This is a genomic window from Streptomyces sp. NBC_01317 (assembly GCF_035961655.1).
In the GTDB taxonomy this organism is placed as follows: Bacteria; Actinomycetota; Actinomycetes; order Streptomycetales; family Streptomycetaceae; genus Streptomyces.
Map to the genome: position 1 here is coordinate 2806883 of NZ_CP108393.1, position 14605 is coordinate 2821487.

Consider the following 14605-nt stretch of genomic DNA (forward strand, 5'->3'; position numbering starts at 1 on the left):
CCTCGCCGGCGGGCGGCTTCGTGAGAGTGGTGCTCACTGCTCCTCCTCCTGCTTCAGGATCAGGCGGAAGTAGAAGGACATGATGGCGATCAGCATCACGATGGTCAGTACGGAGATCGCGGCGGCGAGGCCGTAGCGGAACAGGCCCTGGCCGGTGATGTACGCGTACACGGGGAGGGTCTCGGACGCGTGGTCCGGACCGCCCAGGTTCATCGCGTACACCTGCGCGAAGGCCTTGAAGACCCAGATGATCTCCAGGAACGTGGTGATCATGAAGAAGGGCCTGAGGTTCGGGAAGACCACCGACCAGAAGGTGCGCCAGCCGTTGGCGCCGTCCATCTTCGCGGCCTCGTACAGCTCGCTGCCGATGGTGGTGAGACCCGCGTACATGTTCAGCGCGACGAAGGGGATCGAGCCCCAGACGATCAGCAGCGTGACGATGACGAGGGTCGAGAAGCCGGTCTCGAACCAGTTGTGCTGTTCGTAGCCGGAGAATCCGAGGGTACGCAGCACCCAGTTCGCGACACCGAACTGCTCGTCGAAGAGCCACCGGAAGACGGTCACGGAGGCGACGATGGGCATGGCCCAGGCGAGCATGAGCGCGAGCGAGAGGACCAGGCGCATCTTGGTGCCGAGGCGGTTGAGCAGCACGCCGATCAGCGACCCGATGACCATGATCAGGAGGACGTTGGCGACCGTGAAGACCAGGCTGCGGACGACGACGGTCCAGAAGTCCGGGTCCTTGAGCAGCTCCGTGTAGTTGTCGAAGCCGACCCATTCGGGGAGCCGGGTGATCAGTTCCTTCCTGTTGACCTGCTGGAAGGAGAGGATCACGTTCTTGACGAGCGGATAGAGGAGCAGCACCGCCATCGAGAGGACCGCGGGGGCGATCAGCAGGTACGGCACCAGCGCGCCGAGCCGGGAGCGTCTGCCGCGTGGAGGGGTGTGGATTTCCTGGGATCCGGTGGGGGGAGGCGGAGTCGTCGACTCCCCTGCCGCCCTTCCGGGCGCGTCCTCGGGTGCGGCGGTCACCGCTCCCTGGGAGTGCACGGTCATGGTCTTTCCTCGCGGTTCTGGGGCTCCCGCGCCCGGCCGGGCGCGACCCGCGGACGGCGGGCCGCTGTGCACGAACAGAACCCGGTGGCGCGGCCGGTGCAGAACACCGCCCGCACCACCGGGTGGTGACGACTACTGCTGGTTGATGCGCTCGTCGATGACCTTGTCGGCCGCTTCGCCGGCCTTCTTCGGGTCCTCACCGTTCAGAACCTTCGTCATGAAGTCCTTGATCGGGTTCGGCGCGGTCTCGACGTTCGCCCAGCCCGGGGTGACCGGGGTGATCTTGCCGACGGGCGCAGACTTGGCCATGGCCTCGGCGAACGAGGCCGCGGGGGGCGCGAACTGCGAGGCGTCGTTGTTCGGCAGCAGGGCGCCGCCGGTGGCCTCCGCGTACTTGGCCATCTGGGCCTTGCCCGCGGCGAGGGCCAGCCACTCCTTGGCGAGGTCCTTGTTCGGGGAGCGCTCGGCCACCGCGAGGTTGGAGCCGCCGAAGAAGACGGAGCCCGGCTTGTCGGCGGTCTTGCCCGGGATCGGGAAGTAGCCGAAGTCGGCGGTCTTGCCGGCCTTCTTGAGGGCGTCGATCGCGCCGCCGGCCTCCCAGCCGAGACCGATCCAGGACGCGACGTCACCCTTGGGCACGACGTCGGTGGACTGCTGAGGGGTCGCCTCGTCCTTGTCCTTGGGCGCGGTGGAGAACGACTGGAGTTCCTTGTAGAAGTTGATGGCGGCCGTGGCCTCGGGGGAGGCCAGGTTGCCCTTCCACTGGTCGCCGTCCTTGACCGCGAGGTCGCTGCCCTCGTCCCAGACGAAGCCGGAGTACACGTACCAGCTCTGGCCGGGCAGGTAGATCGGCTGGACCTTCTTGTCCGACGCCTGGATCTTCTTGAGGCCGGCGATCCACTCGTCACGCGTGGTCGGCGGGGTCACCTTGGCCTTCTTGAAGATGGCCTTGTCGTAGATCACGACGCGGCTGGCGGCGTACCAAGGGGCGGAGTACAGCTTTCCGTCCAGCTCGGTGGAGGCCAGCATGCCCTTGTTCCAGCCGTCGTAGCCGAGCGCCGCCTTGTCACCGGTGAGGTCCGCGAGACCGCCGGTGACCGCGTAGCCCGCGGTCTGGGTGTTGCCGAGTTCGAGAACGTCCGGCGGGGTGTCCTCGGAGAGGGCGGTGGTGACCTTCTCCTGGATGCCGTTCCACTGCTGGATCTCGACCTTGACCTTGACGCCCTTGTGGGCCGCCTCGAACTCCTTGTTGACACCCTTGATCCAGGCGTCGGGGGCGGAGCCGTCCATGACCCAGACGGTCAGGTTCTTGCTGCCGCCGGCCTTGGTTTCGCTACCTTTGTCGTCGTCCGAACCACATGCGGCGATGCTGACCATCATGCCCGCGACACCTATCGCCGCGACGAGCTTGCGCTTCACGCCACCCTCCTCAGGGATGCCTGCAACTGCTGCCCACCGCGAAGCCATACGACTAGTAGTGACTGTGGGGTCGGGGGCTTGGTCTTAAATGGTTTAGACCAGTACCGGGAGCTTGGCCTAGACCTTTGGGGGTGTCAAGGGTGTATAAGAAGGACAGTCGCGTCCGTTATCGGACCGACACCTGAGGAGGGGCGACGACCCGTGAGCGGTCCGTGCCACCATGTGAGCCGCGACAGACGGAGGAGCCGGTGACGGCAGCAGCACAGTCGGGAAGGCAGGCCATGGCCACGGACGGGAGCGGTACGGAGTCCGAGGGTACGGCTCCCGTACGCACGGCGCGCGTGCCCAAGTACTACCGTCTCAAGCGGCACTTGCTCGATATGACGGGGACGCTGCCCCCCGGCACACCGGTTCCGCCAGAGCGTACTCTCGCCGCGGAGTTCGACACGTCGAGAACGACAGTTCGGCAGGCACTCCAGGAACTGGTCGTCGAGGGACGGCTCGAACGCATCCAGGGCAAGGGCACGTTCGTGGCCAAGCCCAAGGTCTCGCAGGCCCTCCAGCTCACCTCGTACACCGAGGACATGAGGGCCCAAGGGCTGGAACCCACGTCCCAGTTGCTGGACATCGGGTACGTCACCGCGGACGACACGCTCGCCGGGCTGCTCGACATCACCGCAGGCGGGCGGGTGCTGCGGATCGAACGGCTGCGGCTCGCCAGCGGGGAGCCGATGGCGATCGAGACCACGCACCTGTCGGCGAAACGCTTCCCCGCGCTGCGCCGCTCGCTCGTCAAGTACACCTCGCTCTACACGGCGTTGGCGGAGGTGTACGACGTGCGCCTCGCCGAGGCCGAGGAGACGATCGAGACCTCACTCGCCACCCCCCGGGAGGCCGGGCTGCTGGGCACGGATGTCGGGCTGCCGATGCTGATGCTGTCGCGCCACTCGATCGACGGGAACGGCGAACCGGTGGAGTGGGTGCGGTCGGTGTACCGGGGCGATCGTTACAAGTTCGTGGCGAGACTGCGCAGGCCGACCGACTGAGCGACCGGTCGCGGTCTTCCCACGGCCGTCGCGGTCTTCCCACGGACGGGGCCGTCCCCTAGATTTCCTGCGCGTTGCGAAAGCGATCAGCGAAACGGCGAGCAGTGAGGGGACGGAGCCGCGCATGTCAGAAGCACCGCCAGCAGCACCTTCAGAAGCACCCGAGGAGAACCCTCCCCCCACGGTCACACCCTTACGTGTGATCATCGCCTTCTGCCTGGTCGCGCCCTTCGTGGCGCTGCTCTGGGTGAGTTCGTACGCGCGGACCGATCCGGCGTTCATCGGCATCCCGTTCTTCTACTGGTACCAGATGCTCTGGGTCGTCGTGTCGGCCGTGCTGACGATGATCGCCTTCCAGCTGTGGCGGCGTGACCAGCGCGCCCGTACGGGATCCCGCGCGGGAGGTGCGTCGCGATGAACGACGGTGTGAACGGCGTCGCGCTCGGCGTCTTCATCTTCTTCTTCCTGGCCGTCACGGTCATGGGCTTCCTCGCGGCGCGCTGGCGCCGGGCGGAGAACGAACAGAGTCTCGACGAATGGGGCCTGGGCGGACGGTCGTTCGGCACGTGGGTCACCTGGTTCCTGCTCGGCGGCGACCTCTACACGGCGTACACCTTCGTGGCCGTGCCGGCGGCGATCTACGCGGCGGGCGCGGCGGGCTTCTTCGCGGTGCCGTACACAATCCTCGTCTATCCGCTCATCTTCACCTTCCTGCCCCGGCTCTGGTCGGTGTCGCACAAGCACGGGTATGTGACCACCTCGGACTTCGTCAGAGGCCGGTTCGGCTCGAAGGGTCTTTCGCTGGCGGTCGCCGTGACCGGCATCCTCGCGACCATGCCGTACATCGCGCTGCAACTGGTGGGGATCCAGGCGGTGCTGGACGTGATGGGCGTCGGCGGCGGCGAGGACACGAACTGGTTCGTGAAGGACCTGCCGCTGCTGATCGCGTTCGCCGTGCTCGCCGCGTACACGTACTCGTCGGGGCTGCGGGCGCCCGCGCTGATCGCGTTCGTGAAGGACACCCTGATCTATCTGGTGATCATCGTGGCCATCATCTACATCCCGGTCAAACTGGGCGGATTCGACGACATCTTCGCGAAGGCGGGCGACGCGTTCGCGCAGAAGAACCCGGCGACCGGGGCGCCACGCGGCGCGCTCGCGCCGGGCGAGGCCCAGCAGTGGGGTTACGCGACGCTCGCGCTCGGCTCGGCGCTCGCGCTCTTCATGTATCCGCACTCGGTCACGGCGACGCTCTCCAGCCGCAGCCGTGAGGTGATCCGGCGCAACACCACGATCCTGCCGCTGTATTCACTGATGCTGGGCCTGCTGGCGCTGCTCGGCTTCATGGCGATCGCGGCCGGGGTGAAGGTCGACAACGGGCAGCTGGCGATCCCGCAGCTCTTCGAGAACATGTTCCCCGACTGGTTCGCGGGGGTCGCCTTCGCGGCGATCGGCATCGGGGCGCTGGTGCCGGCCGCGATCATGTCGATCGCGGCGGCGAATCTGTTCACCCGCAACATCTACAAGGACTTCATCAAACCGGACGCGACCCCCGCGCAGGAGACGAAGGTCTCCAAGCTGGTGTCGCTGCTGGTGAAGGTGGGGGCGCTGGCCTTCGTCCTGACGATGGACAAGACGGTCGCGATCAACTTCCAGCTGCTGGGCGGAATCTGGATCCTCCAGACGATGCCGGCCCTGGTCGGCGGCCTGTTCACCCGCTGGTTCCACCGCTGGGCGCTGCTCACGGGATGGGCGGTGGGCATGCTGTACGGCACGATTGCGGCGTACGGCGTCGCGAGCCCGACGCAGGCGCACTTCGGCGGCTCCTCGAAGGAGATCCCCGGCATCGGCGAGATCGGCTACATCGGCCTGACGGCGTTTGTGCTGAACCTGGTGGTGAGCGTGGTCCTGACCTTCGTCTTCAAGGCCGCCAAGGCCCCGGAGGGCGTGGACGAGACGAGCCCGTCGGACTACACGGCGGACATCGGCGACCCGGGCGTGAAGAAGGATCTGCCACTGACCCCGGCGGACCCGGACCCCGTGCGCTGACGGGCCGTACGAAAGCAGCATCCAGGACGGGCCGCCGGAACTCCGGCGGCCCGTCCGTCGTCAGCGCACCCATTCCTTGAGCTGCTCGGTCTCCAGGGTGATCCCCACGGGGTCGGGGAGGCTGACGTCCTTGCCGAACGGCACCGTGTGCGCGATTTCGTAGCGGGTGGCGTTCGGCTCGCTGTAGACCGTCACCTCGCAACTGTCCCGGTCGATCAGCAGATAGACCGGGATCCCGGTCTCCGCGTAGGCACGCGGCTTCTGCACGCGGTCCCGCTCGTCGGTTCCGAGTCGTACGAGGTGACTTCGACGGCCATCAGGACGGGGGCGGGGTCGGCCCATTCGCCTTGGCCGGTGAAGGCGTCGGCGGGGGCGAGGGTGCCGTCCGGGCGAGCTCGCCCGGCCCTGTCGACCTGGTGCCAACCGGTTCTCGTGTGCTGTCACAGGGCGGCCTCCTCGTCTCCGGGACCATAGTGGAGGACTCCGACATCCATGGGGCGAAGTGGGGCGCGACACAACATCTAGGGGGTGCTTCACCGTGCGCCCCCCAGATGTATGCTCAACCTCGTTGTCGACGCAGGGGAATCCGGTGGGAATCCGGAACTGTCCCGCAACGGTCTGCTGTGGTGTGCTTTGTCATACCCGTGAGTCCGAACACCTGCCGGCAGCGCATCCGGCTCGACCGAACCGGGTGCCAGGACGTCCGGGCCCCGAGGCTGGGCCGGAGACGCCGTGGTTCGTGCTGCCCGGAGACGGGTGAGTGGCGGATCCGCGCGCCCCCGCTTCCCCGCCGACGGCCCAGAGCCGAGCGAGGGAGAGCACCACGTGACCATCGCGCCAGCCGATCCGGCTTCAGGCATCTCCGAGGTCTCCGCACAGGTGACCGACGGACCCGGGACCGCGTTGCTGCGGCTCCTGACCGACCTGACCGCCGATCTGCCCGACACCGACCCAGGACGCGTCGCCGGCGCCGCGCTGCGTGGCCGCAATGCCCGGTCGGACGAGGCCGAGCTGCGCGAGCTCGCCACCGAGGCGGCCGCGGGGCTCATCTCCGAGGACCCGGCCTACTCCCGGCTCGCCGCCCGGCTGCTCACCCGTACCATCGCCGAAGAGGCCGCGAGCCAGGGCGCCGTGGCGTTCTCCGCGTCCGTCGCGGTGGGGCACCGCGAGGGCCTGATCGCGGACCGCACGGCCGACTTCGTCGCGCTGCACGCCGACTTCCTGGACGCGCTGATCGACCCGGACGCCGACGACCGCTTCGGCTACTTCGGGCTCCGTACCCTCTTCAGCCGGTACCTGCTCCGCCACCCCCTCACCCGCAAGGTCATCGAGACCCCCCAGCACTTCATGCTGCGCGTCGGCGCCGGTCTCGCCGAGGACACCAGCGTCCGCGCGCTGGACGAGGTCGCCTCCCTCTACCGCCTGATGAGCCGCCTGGACTACCTCCCGTCCTCGCCGACGCTCTTCAACTCCGGTACGCGCCACCCGCAGATGTCCTCCTGCTACCTGCTGGACTCCCCGCTGGACGAGCTGGACTCGATCTACGACCGCTACCACCAGGTGGCGCGCCTGTCGAAGCACGCGGGCGGCATCGGCCTCTCGTACTCCCGCATCCGCTCGCGCGGCTCACTGATCCGCGGCACGAACGGGCACTCGAACGGCATCGTCCCGTTCCTGCGGACCCTGGACTCCTCGGTCGCGGCGGTCAACCAGGGCGGCCGGCGCAAGGGCGCGGCCTGTGTCTACCTGGAGACCTGGCACGCGGACCTGGAGGAGTTCCTGGAACTGCGCGACAACACCGGTGAGGAAGCCCGCCGCACGCACAACCTGAACCTCGCCCACTGGATCCCGGACGAGTTCATGCGCCGCGTCGACGCGGACGGCGAGTGGTCGCTGTTCTCCCCCGCCGACGTCCCGGAGTTCGTGGACCTGTGGGGCGACGAGTTCGACGCCGCGTACCGCGAGGCGGAGGCCGCGGGCCTGGCGCGGAAGACCATCCCGGCCCGTGAGCTGTACGGCCGCATGATGCGTACCCTCGCCCAGACCGGCAACGGCTGGATGACCTTCAAGGACGCGTCGAACCGTACGGCCAACCAGACGGCCCTGCCCGGCAAGGTCGTCCACTCCTCCAACCTCTGCACGGAGATCCTGGAGGTCACGGACGACGGCGAGACGGCCGTCTGCAACCTCGGCTCGGTCAACCTCGGCGCCTTCGTGCTCGATTCGGGCGAGATCGACTGGGAGCGGCTGGACGAGACCGTCCGTACGGCCGTCACCTTCCTCGACCGGGTCGTGGACATCAACTTCTACCCGACCGAGCAGGCCGGCCGCTCCAACGCCAAGTGGCGTCCGGTGGGCCTGGGCGCGATGGGCCTCCAGGACGTCTTCTTCAAGAAGCGCCTGCCGTTCGACTCCGCCGAGGCGGCCGCGCTCTCCACGAAGATCGCCGAGCGGATCATGCTCGCCGCGTACGAGGCGTCCTGCGCGCTCGCCGAGCGCAACGGGCCGCTCCCGGCCTGGTCGGAGACCCGTACCGCCGCCGGCGTGCTGCACCCCGACCACTACGACGTCGAGCTGAACTGGCCGGAGCGCTGGGACGCGCTGCGCGCCCGCGTCGCGAAGAGCGGCATGCGCAACTCCCTGCTCCTCGCGATCGCGCCGACGGCGACCATCGCGTCGATCGCGGGCGTGTACGAGTGCATCGAGCCGCAGGTCTCCAACCTCTTCAAGCGCGAGACGCTGTCGGGGGAGTTCCTCCAGGTCAACTCGTACCTGGTGCAGGAGCTCAAGGACCTGGGCGTCTGGGACGCGCAGACGCGCGAGGCGCTGCGCGAGTCCAGCGGCTCGGTGGCCGGCTTCACCTGGATCCCGGCGGAGGTGCGCGAGCTGTACCGCACGGCGTGGGAGATCCCGCAGCGCGGTCTGATCGACATGGCGGCGGCCCGTACGCCGTTCCTCGACCAGAGCCAGTCGCTGAACCTGTTCCTGGAGACGCCGACCATCGGGAAGCTCAGCTCGATGTACGCGTACGCCTGGAAGAAGGGCCTCAAGACCACGTACTACCTGCGTTCGCGCCCCGCGACGCGCATCGCCCGCGCGGCGGGCGGCGCCCAGGCGGCGGCCACCGTGCCGGCGCCGGCCACCGCGGCCGCTACCGCCGCCACCATCCCGCTCCAGCAGGCGTCCCCGGCCCCCGCGAACCCGATGGTCCCGGACGCGGACGCGATCGCCTGCTCCCTGGAGAACCCCGAGTCCTGCGAGGCCTGCCAGTAATGAGTTCCACCGAGAAGAGCCCCGCCGAGAAGAACCTGCTCGACCCGGGCTTCGAGCTGACCCTGCGTCCCATGCGCTACCCGGACTTCTACGAGCGCTACCGCGACGCGATCAAAAACACCTGGTCGGTGGAGGAGGTCGACCTCCACTCCGACGTCGCCGACCTCGCCAAGCTCTCCCCCGGCGAGCAGCACATGATCGGCCGGCTCGTCGCGTTCTTCGCGACGGGCGACTCGATCGTGTCGAACAACCTGGTGCTGACGCTCTACAAGCACATCAACTCCCCCGAGGCGCGGCTGTACCTGTCCCGCCAGCTCTTCGAGGAGGCCGTGCACGTCCAGTTCTACCTGACGCTGCTCGACACCTATCTGCCCGACCCGGACGACCGCGCGGCGGCCTTCGACGCGGTGGAGGAGATCCCGTCGATCCGCGAGAAGGCGCAGTTCTGCTTCCGCTGGATGGACTCGGTGGAGAAGATCGACCGCCTGGAGACGAAGGCGGACCGCCGCCGCTTCCTGCTCAACCTGATCTGCTTCGCGGCGTGCATCGAGGGGCTGTTCTTCTACGGAGCCTTCGCGTACGTGTACTGGTTCCGCTCGCGCGGTCTGCTGCACGGCCTGGCCACCGGCACCAACTGGGTGTTCCGGGACGAGACGATGCACATGAACTTCGCCTTCGAGGTGGTCGACACCGTACGCAAGGAGGAGCCGGAGCTGTTCGACGACGCGCTCCAGCAGCAGGTCACGGACATGCTGAAGGAGGCCGTAGAGGCGGAGTTGCAGTTCGGCCGCGACCTGTGCGGCGACGGCCTGCCGGGCATGAACACGGAGTCGATGCGCGAGTACCTCCAGTGCGTCGCCGACCAGCGGCTCCAGCGGCTGGGCTTCGCGCCGGTGTACGGCTCGGAGAATCCGTTCTCCTTCATGGAGCTCCAGGGCGTCCAGGAACTGACCAACTTCTTCGAACGCCGCCCGTCGGCGTACCAGGTGGCGGTGGAGGGGTCGGTCGCGTTCGACGACGACTTCTAGGCCGCTGTTGCTGTGGTACGCCCGGGGCGCGCCCCACCTCCGCTGCGGCGGGGGTGGGGCGCGCGGGCAGGCGGGTCGGGTTCCTCGTGGTGGGCGCGACGCAACTGGCGGTCGATCGAGAGGTCCTTGAGGAGCCAGAGCAGGGCCGGGAGGGCCAGGAGGACGAACAGGGCCGTAAGGGCGGTAAACGCCAGGAAGGTGTCCATGTATCCAGCGTCGGGGATGTGTGCGACACAAGGCAGTGGCAGGACTGTCATCGAACCTCGAATTACTGCCACACTGGGCCCATGCTGAAAAACGTCGCCGCCGTCCTGCTCGACGGAGTCCACCCCTTCGAACTCGGCGTCGTCTGCGAGGTGTTCGGGCTCGACCGCAGCGACGACGGGCTGCCCGTCTACGACTTCGCGGTGGTCTCCGGGGAGGGGCCGGTGCTGCGTACACACGCGGGATTCACCCTCGGCTCGCTGGCCGGGCTCGAACGGCTGGAGGAGGCCGACCTCATCGCCGTACCCGCCGGAGACGCCTACGCCGAGCGCGAGTTCCCCGAGGAGCTGCTGGCGGCGCTGCGGCGTGCCGTGGACCGGGGGGCGCGGGTGCTCAGCGTCTGCACCGGCGGCTATCTGCTCGGCGCCGCGGGCCTCCTCGACGGGCGCCGCTGCACCGTGCACTGGCGGCACGCGACCGACCTCGCCCGGCGGTTCCCCGAGGCGCGGGTGGAGCCCGCCGTGCTGTACGTCGAGGACGGCCCGGTGATCACGTCCGCCGGTACGGCCGCCGGCATCGACGCGTGCCTGTATCTCGTACGGCAGGAACACGGCCCGGAGATCGCCAACGCGCTCGCCCGCCGCATGGTCGTCCCGCCCCACCGCGACGGCGGCCAGGCCCAGTTCATCGAGCGGCCGCTGCCCGTCGCCTGCGACACCGTCGGGGAGGTGCTGTCGTGGATGGAGCGCCACCTGGACCGCGAGATGACCGTGGAACAACTGGCCGAGCGGGCCCACATGTCACCGCGTACCTTCGCCCGCCGCTTCCAGCAGGAGACGGGGACCACTCCGTACCGCTGGCTCCTGCGCCAACGGGTGCTGCTGGCGCAGGAGTTGCTGGAGGGTACGGACGAGACGGTCGACCGGGTCGCGGGACGCGCCGGGTTCGGGAACGCGGCGGGGCTCCGCCATCACTTCCTGCGGACCCTCGGGACGACGCCGAACGCGTACCGGCGGACCTTCCAAGGGCCTGCGCCCGTCCCGACCGCCGTCCCGACCCCCGTCCCGACCCCCGTCCCGACCCCCGTCCCGACCCCCGTCCCGGCCCCCGCCCCCGTCCCGGCCTCACGGTCTCAGGCGTTCGGGACCGTCTCGTAGCGCGGCGTGCCCTCTTCCATCTGCTTGAGCGCGTCCTTGCGGTCCCGCTTCGACAGCCGGTCGATGTACAGGTACCCGTACAGATGATCCGTCTCGTGCTGGAGGCAGCGCGCGAAGTAGCCGGTGCCCGCCACCTTGACCGGGTTACCCTGGGCGTCCTGGCCCCGTACCACCGCGTAGTCGGGGCGGGGCAGGGCCGCGTACGCCGTCGGGACCGACAGGCAGCCCTCGTTGGAGTCGTCCAAGTGGCGCTCCTCGGGCGGCAGTTCCTCCAGCACCGGGTTGCAGATCGCCCCGACGTGGCGCTTGCCGTCGTCGTCCGGGCAGTCGTACACGAAGACCTTGAGGTCCACGCCGATCTGGTTGGCGGCGAGGCCGACCCCCTCCGCCGTGTGCTGGCTGGCGAACATGTCGTCGATCAGCGCGGCGAGGGAGTCGTCGAACTCCGTGACGTCCCGGCACTCCCTGTGGAGCACCGGATTCCCGACGACGGTGATCGGGCGGGACGTGCCGCGCTCGCGGTGTGCCAGCTCACGCTCCGCGGCGCCCTCCGTGTCGTCGGCGAACCCGTCCGCCGTCCCCGCCACGGTGGTGCCACTGTCGATCCGCTGGTCCGTCTCCTGCTGCGCCATGTCCGCAGTACGCCTTCCTCGGTTCCCGATGCTGCCCGCACGATCGGCACGATGTGCCCGTACAGCCTAAGGGCAGCGCTCGGTGGCGGTCAGCCGTCGGCCGGATCCGGTCGGCGGCTTCTCCGTCCGTCCGCTCGGCGAAGGCGTATCTCAGCAGACCTCTTCGAGATCGCGCCACTCCCGGGTGTCCGGACTGTCCGCGACCCACCCGTCCAGCAGCCCCCGCACCAGTCCCTGCGGCGCCGCGATCCCGCACTCGCGCTCCGGCACCCACAGCTCGCCGGCCGTACGGTGCCCCAGCGGACCCGGGTGCCCCGGCTCGCTGTGGTCGTGCGGGTCCAGGTGCTCCCCGTCGCCCTCCGCGCTCGGCATCCGGCTCTCCGAGCAGGCCCGGCACAGCAGCCGGACGGACGACGACCAGTCCTCGGCCGCGAAACCCGCGTCGGCCGCGAGGCGCTCCAGCGCGTCCCGGTCCTCCTCGGTGGCCGCCTCCAGCAGCACCACCCACGTCGGTACGGGCGACGGCGCCCACAGCTCGATCTCGTCGAACACGGGGTACGCGCGGGTGTTGCCGTCCGGCCCGGCGGCCGTCGTGCGCTCGCCGTGCGGCACGCCGTCGTGGAGCACGACCTCGCCCCAGCGGCGTCCTGACGACGGCAGCGGGATCGAGAGCAGCTCGATGCGGGCCGGGTCGAGCCTGCGGCCCCAGACGACCTCCGCCTCGCCCTCCGGCGAGAGCCGGACGGCGGCGCTGCCCAGCTCCATGCCCTGGGGTTCGCCGTTGGCCTCGACGCTGTGCGGATTGCCGGGCACCTTCAGCCCGTACGCCTGCCAGGCGCGGCGGGCCAGCGGCCAGTCCTGGAGGGCGGTGGCGGCGATGCCGACGTTCCACCAGTCGGGGGCGCCGGTTTCCTTGTCGAGCAGCGCGACGGCGCGCAGCCCGGCGGCGCGCGCCTGCTCCCAGTCGTGGCGGAACTTGTGCAGCAGCGCCAGGTTGAACCACGACTCCGAGAGCCAGGGCTCCAGGTCCGCCGCACGGGTGAGCAGCGCGCCCGCGTCCTCGTACCGGCCGTCACCGATCAGCGTGAACGCGCGGTCGGTGGCCTGCCGCCACGAGGCGGAGGGCCGATGCCGTACCTTCCCGAAGATCCTCACGATTCCCGCCTGCCGGTCGCTCGGGTCTGTGCCCCCGGACACCCTCTTCTTCCTCTTCTTCGCATCCAACCATGCCCGGTCCCACGCCCGCTCATTACCCATGGGTTACCCGGCCCTGCCGGGGGCCGGGCCGCCGCGGGACAGCACGCGTGCCAGGGATTCCACGACCTCGGGCTGGTAGTCGTGCCCCGTCCCGAGCCGCAGCCGCTCCAGTGCGCCGAGCGATCCGCCGAGCGGTCCGCCGGGCGACCCACTCGCACTGGCACATTCCCCGGTGAGGTCGTCGTACGCATTGACGGTGCGGACGATCCTGGCGGAGAGGGGTTGTTCGCGGTACGGATCGGCCTGGCGCTCCACGACGACGGCGACGGCGGCGGGCACGCCGGTCTGGCGGACGACCGCGCCGCCGAGCAGGGCGATACGGCGCTGCTCGGCGGGCGGGAGGAAGGCGGTGGCGCCCTCGGGGACGGGATCGACGAGGGAGAGCTGTCCGATGTCGTGCATGAGGGCCGCGTATTCGAGGACGGTCAGCTCCGGTCCTGAGAGGCCCAGTTCGCGGCCGACGGCGCGGCTCAGCTCCGCGACTCTGCGGGCGTGGCCGTGGGGGGTGTAGCCGGCGATCTCGGTGGCACGGGCGAGGGAGGCGATGGTCTGGCGGTACGTGGTCCGCACGGCGGCGTACCGCCGGTAGGACAGCTGGGTCAGCAGCAGGGGTACGCAGAACACGGGCAGCGCCCAGAGTCCCGCGACGGCGACCCCGAGGGCGATGACGGCGCCGGTGGCACAGACGGCGGACCCGATGTGGAGGAGGGCGCGCAGCTCGTCGCGGAGGAGGGGGCCGAAGGGGTGGCGGGTGCGGGCGCGGAGCAGCACGGCGGCGAGGACGGCGTCGCAGAGGGCGGTGAGGACGAGGAGGAGCAGGAGGGTGACGGCGTAGAAGGGGCCTTTGCCGAAGCGCTCCGCGAGCCCGTCGGCCCCGCCGGCGAGGTAACCGGACGTGTATCCCGCGTGGTACAGCGGCTGAAAGCACACGGCGGCGAAGGCGACGGTCAGGACGCGGCGGACCAGGTGGTCGAGCGCGGGGCCGCGGCCCTTGGCGATGTGCGGTACGGAGCCGGCGAGGGTGGCCGCGACCACGACGGCGAGGGTCTGGAGGACGCCGTGGGTGGTGCGCTGGCCGGCGTTCTCGCCGAGGAGGGCGTACGCGAGCGCACCGGCGGCCCCGAGGGGCGCGGGCTCCCGTTCACCGGGGAGTGCGCCCCAGCGGGCCAGCTCGCCGACGACGACGAGCAGGCCGAAGGCGAGGGCGGTACGGGGCTCGGCGAGCCCCCGCCAGAGCGTCGCACCGAGCGCGGCCCCGGTGAGGAGCGCGGCGGCGCCGTACACCCCGACAACGGCGAACGCGGGCCGCGCCCCGCCCGCGAGCGGCGTCGTCGGGACCGCGCCCGCGCTCACTTGCGGCCCCTGGGGGGCACACGCCGGGAGACGGGGGTACGGGGGACGGGCGGGAGGCTGCGACGGGCGGTGTGGGGCCCACCGGGTTCGGGGGCGGGGGGTGTGACGGGAAGCTGGGCGTCGGCGGGCAC

12 protein-coding genes, 1 pseudogene and 1 riboswitch are annotated in these 14605 nt (G+C 69.8%); of the genes and pseudogenes, 6 read left to right on the forward strand and 7 right to left on the reverse strand.

The genetic code is table 11. The features are described 5' to 3' along the window. Window positions 1–33: 33 nt before the first annotated feature. Both OG349_RS11735 and OG349_RS11740 read right to left on the reverse strand, forming a co-directional pair. The gene (locus OG349_RS11735; RefSeq protein WP_327234557.1) at window positions 34–1056 is read right to left on the reverse strand and encodes a carbohydrate ABC transporter permease; all 1023 of its coding nucleotides are present in this window, start codon (window positions 1054–1056) and stop codon (window positions 34–36) included. A 132-nt stretch (window positions 1057–1188) separates the two neighbouring features. Next, entirely contained in the window at window positions 1189–2475 is a 1287-nt protein-coding gene (locus OG349_RS11740) for an extracellular solute-binding protein (protein ID WP_327234558.1), read from the reverse strand. A gap of 281 nt (window positions 2476–2756) precedes the next feature. Here OG349_RS11740 and OG349_RS11745 point away from each other — a divergent pair, with 281 nt between their 5' ends. The 3 genes from OG349_RS11745 to mctP all read left to right on the forward strand — a co-directional run bounded on the left by OG349_RS11745 (window position 2757) and on the right by mctP (window position 5570). Beyond that, the gene (locus OG349_RS11745; protein ID WP_327238539.1) at window positions 2757–3521 is read left to right on the forward strand and encodes a GntR family transcriptional regulator; all 765 of its coding nucleotides are present in this window, start codon (window positions 2757–2759) and stop codon (window positions 3519–3521) included. Between the two features lie 124 nt (window positions 3522–3645). Next, window positions 3646–3939 (forward strand): DUF3311 domain-containing protein, encoded by a 294-nt coding sequence (locus OG349_RS11750; protein WP_327234559.1) that lies wholly within the window; start codon window positions 3646–3648, stop codon window positions 3937–3939. After that, window positions 3936–5570, forward strand: a complete 1635-nt coding sequence (gene mctP, locus OG349_RS11755; protein WP_327234560.1) for a monocarboxylate uptake permease MctP — start codon at window positions 3936–3938, stop codon at window positions 5568–5570. Before OG349_RS11750 ends, mctP begins: the two co-directional genes overlap by 4 nt. Window positions 5571–5630: 60 nt before the next feature. Here mctP and OG349_RS11760 read toward each other — a convergent pair. Continuing rightward, window positions 5631–5977, reverse strand: a pseudogene (locus OG349_RS11760) (Uma2 family endonuclease); the annotation flags it as partial. A 140-nt stretch (window positions 5978–6117) separates the two neighbouring features. Next, window positions 6118–6250: riboswitch (cobalamin riboswitch) on the forward strand. A gap of 145 nt (window positions 6251–6395) precedes the next feature. Here OG349_RS11760 and OG349_RS11765 point away from each other — a divergent pair. Together OG349_RS11765 and OG349_RS11770 are read left to right on the forward strand one after the other, a co-directional pair. After that, window positions 6396–8843: a ribonucleoside-diphosphate reductase subunit alpha gene (locus OG349_RS11765; protein WP_327234561.1), complete on the forward strand. Its 2448-nt coding sequence runs from the start codon at window positions 6396–6398 to the stop codon at window positions 8841–8843. Further along, window positions 8843–9871, forward strand: coding sequence for a ribonucleotide-diphosphate reductase subunit beta (locus OG349_RS11770; protein ID WP_327234562.1), 1029 nt, complete (start codon window positions 8843–8845; stop codon window positions 9869–9871). The genes OG349_RS11765 and OG349_RS11770 overlap by 1 nt, the downstream gene beginning before the upstream one ends. Here OG349_RS11770 and OG349_RS11775 read toward each other — a convergent pair. Next, window positions 9868–10077: a hypothetical protein gene (locus OG349_RS11775; protein ID WP_327234563.1), complete on the reverse strand. Its 210-nt coding sequence runs from the start codon at window positions 10075–10077 to the stop codon at window positions 9868–9870. The two genes, OG349_RS11770 and OG349_RS11775, sit on opposite strands and share 4 nt — an antisense overlap. An 81-nt stretch (window positions 10078–10158) precedes the next feature. On the opposite strand from OG349_RS11775, the gene OG349_RS11780 reads away from it, so the two are divergent. Further along, a complete protein-coding gene (locus tag OG349_RS11780) occupies window positions 10159–11232 on the forward strand; it encodes a GlxA family transcriptional regulator (protein ID WP_327234564.1) in 1074 nt (357 codons plus the stop codon). Here OG349_RS11780 and def read toward each other — a convergent pair. From def to OG349_RS11795, 3 genes are all read right to left on the reverse strand, one after another. Then, window positions 11208–11864 (reverse strand): peptide deformylase, encoded by a 657-nt coding sequence (gene def / locus OG349_RS11785; protein ID WP_327234565.1) that lies wholly within the window; start codon window positions 11862–11864, stop codon window positions 11208–11210. The genes OG349_RS11780 and def overlap by 25 nt on opposite strands. Window positions 11865–12014: 150 nt before the next feature. Continuing rightward, entirely contained in the window at window positions 12015–13019 is a 1005-nt protein-coding gene (locus OG349_RS11790) for a tetratricopeptide repeat protein (protein ID WP_327238540.1), read from the reverse strand. 105 nt (window positions 13020–13124) lie between these two features. Then, window positions 13125–14474 (reverse strand): HD-GYP domain-containing protein, encoded by a 1350-nt coding sequence (locus OG349_RS11795; RefSeq protein WP_442806235.1) that lies wholly within the window; start codon window positions 14472–14474, stop codon window positions 13125–13127. Window positions 14475–14605: the final 131 nt, after the last annotated feature.

Bases quoted from the DNA above. Each gene is read 5' to 3' on its own strand.
- OG349_RS11735 (WP_327234557.1), bottom strand. From the start codon at position 1,056: ATGACCGTGCACTCCCAGGGAGCGGTGACCGCCGCACCCGAGGACGCG.
- OG349_RS11745 (WP_327238539.1), top strand. From the start codon at position 2,757: ATGGCCACGGACGGGAGCGGTACGGAGTCCGAGGGTACGGCTCCCGTA.
- OG349_RS11750 (WP_327234559.1), top strand. From the start codon at position 3,646: ATGTCAGAAGCACCGCCAGCAGCACCTTCAGAAGCACCCGAGGAGAAC.
- mctP (WP_327234560.1), top strand. From the start codon at position 3,936: ATGAACGACGGTGTGAACGGCGTCGCGCTCGGCGTCTTCATCTTCTTC.
- OG349_RS11770 (WP_327234562.1), top strand. From the start codon at position 8,843: ATGAGTTCCACCGAGAAGAGCCCCGCCGAGAAGAACCTGCTCGACCCG.
- OG349_RS11775 (WP_327234563.1), bottom strand. From the start codon at position 10,077: ATGGACACCTTCCTGGCGTTTACCGCCCTTACGGCCCTGTTCGTCCTC.
- OG349_RS11780 (WP_327234564.1), top strand. From the start codon at position 10,159: ATGCTGAAAAACGTCGCCGCCGTCCTGCTCGACGGAGTCCACCCCTTC.
- def (WP_327234565.1), bottom strand. From the start codon at position 11,864: ATGGCGCAGCAGGAGACGGACCAGCGGATCGACAGTGGCACCACCGTG.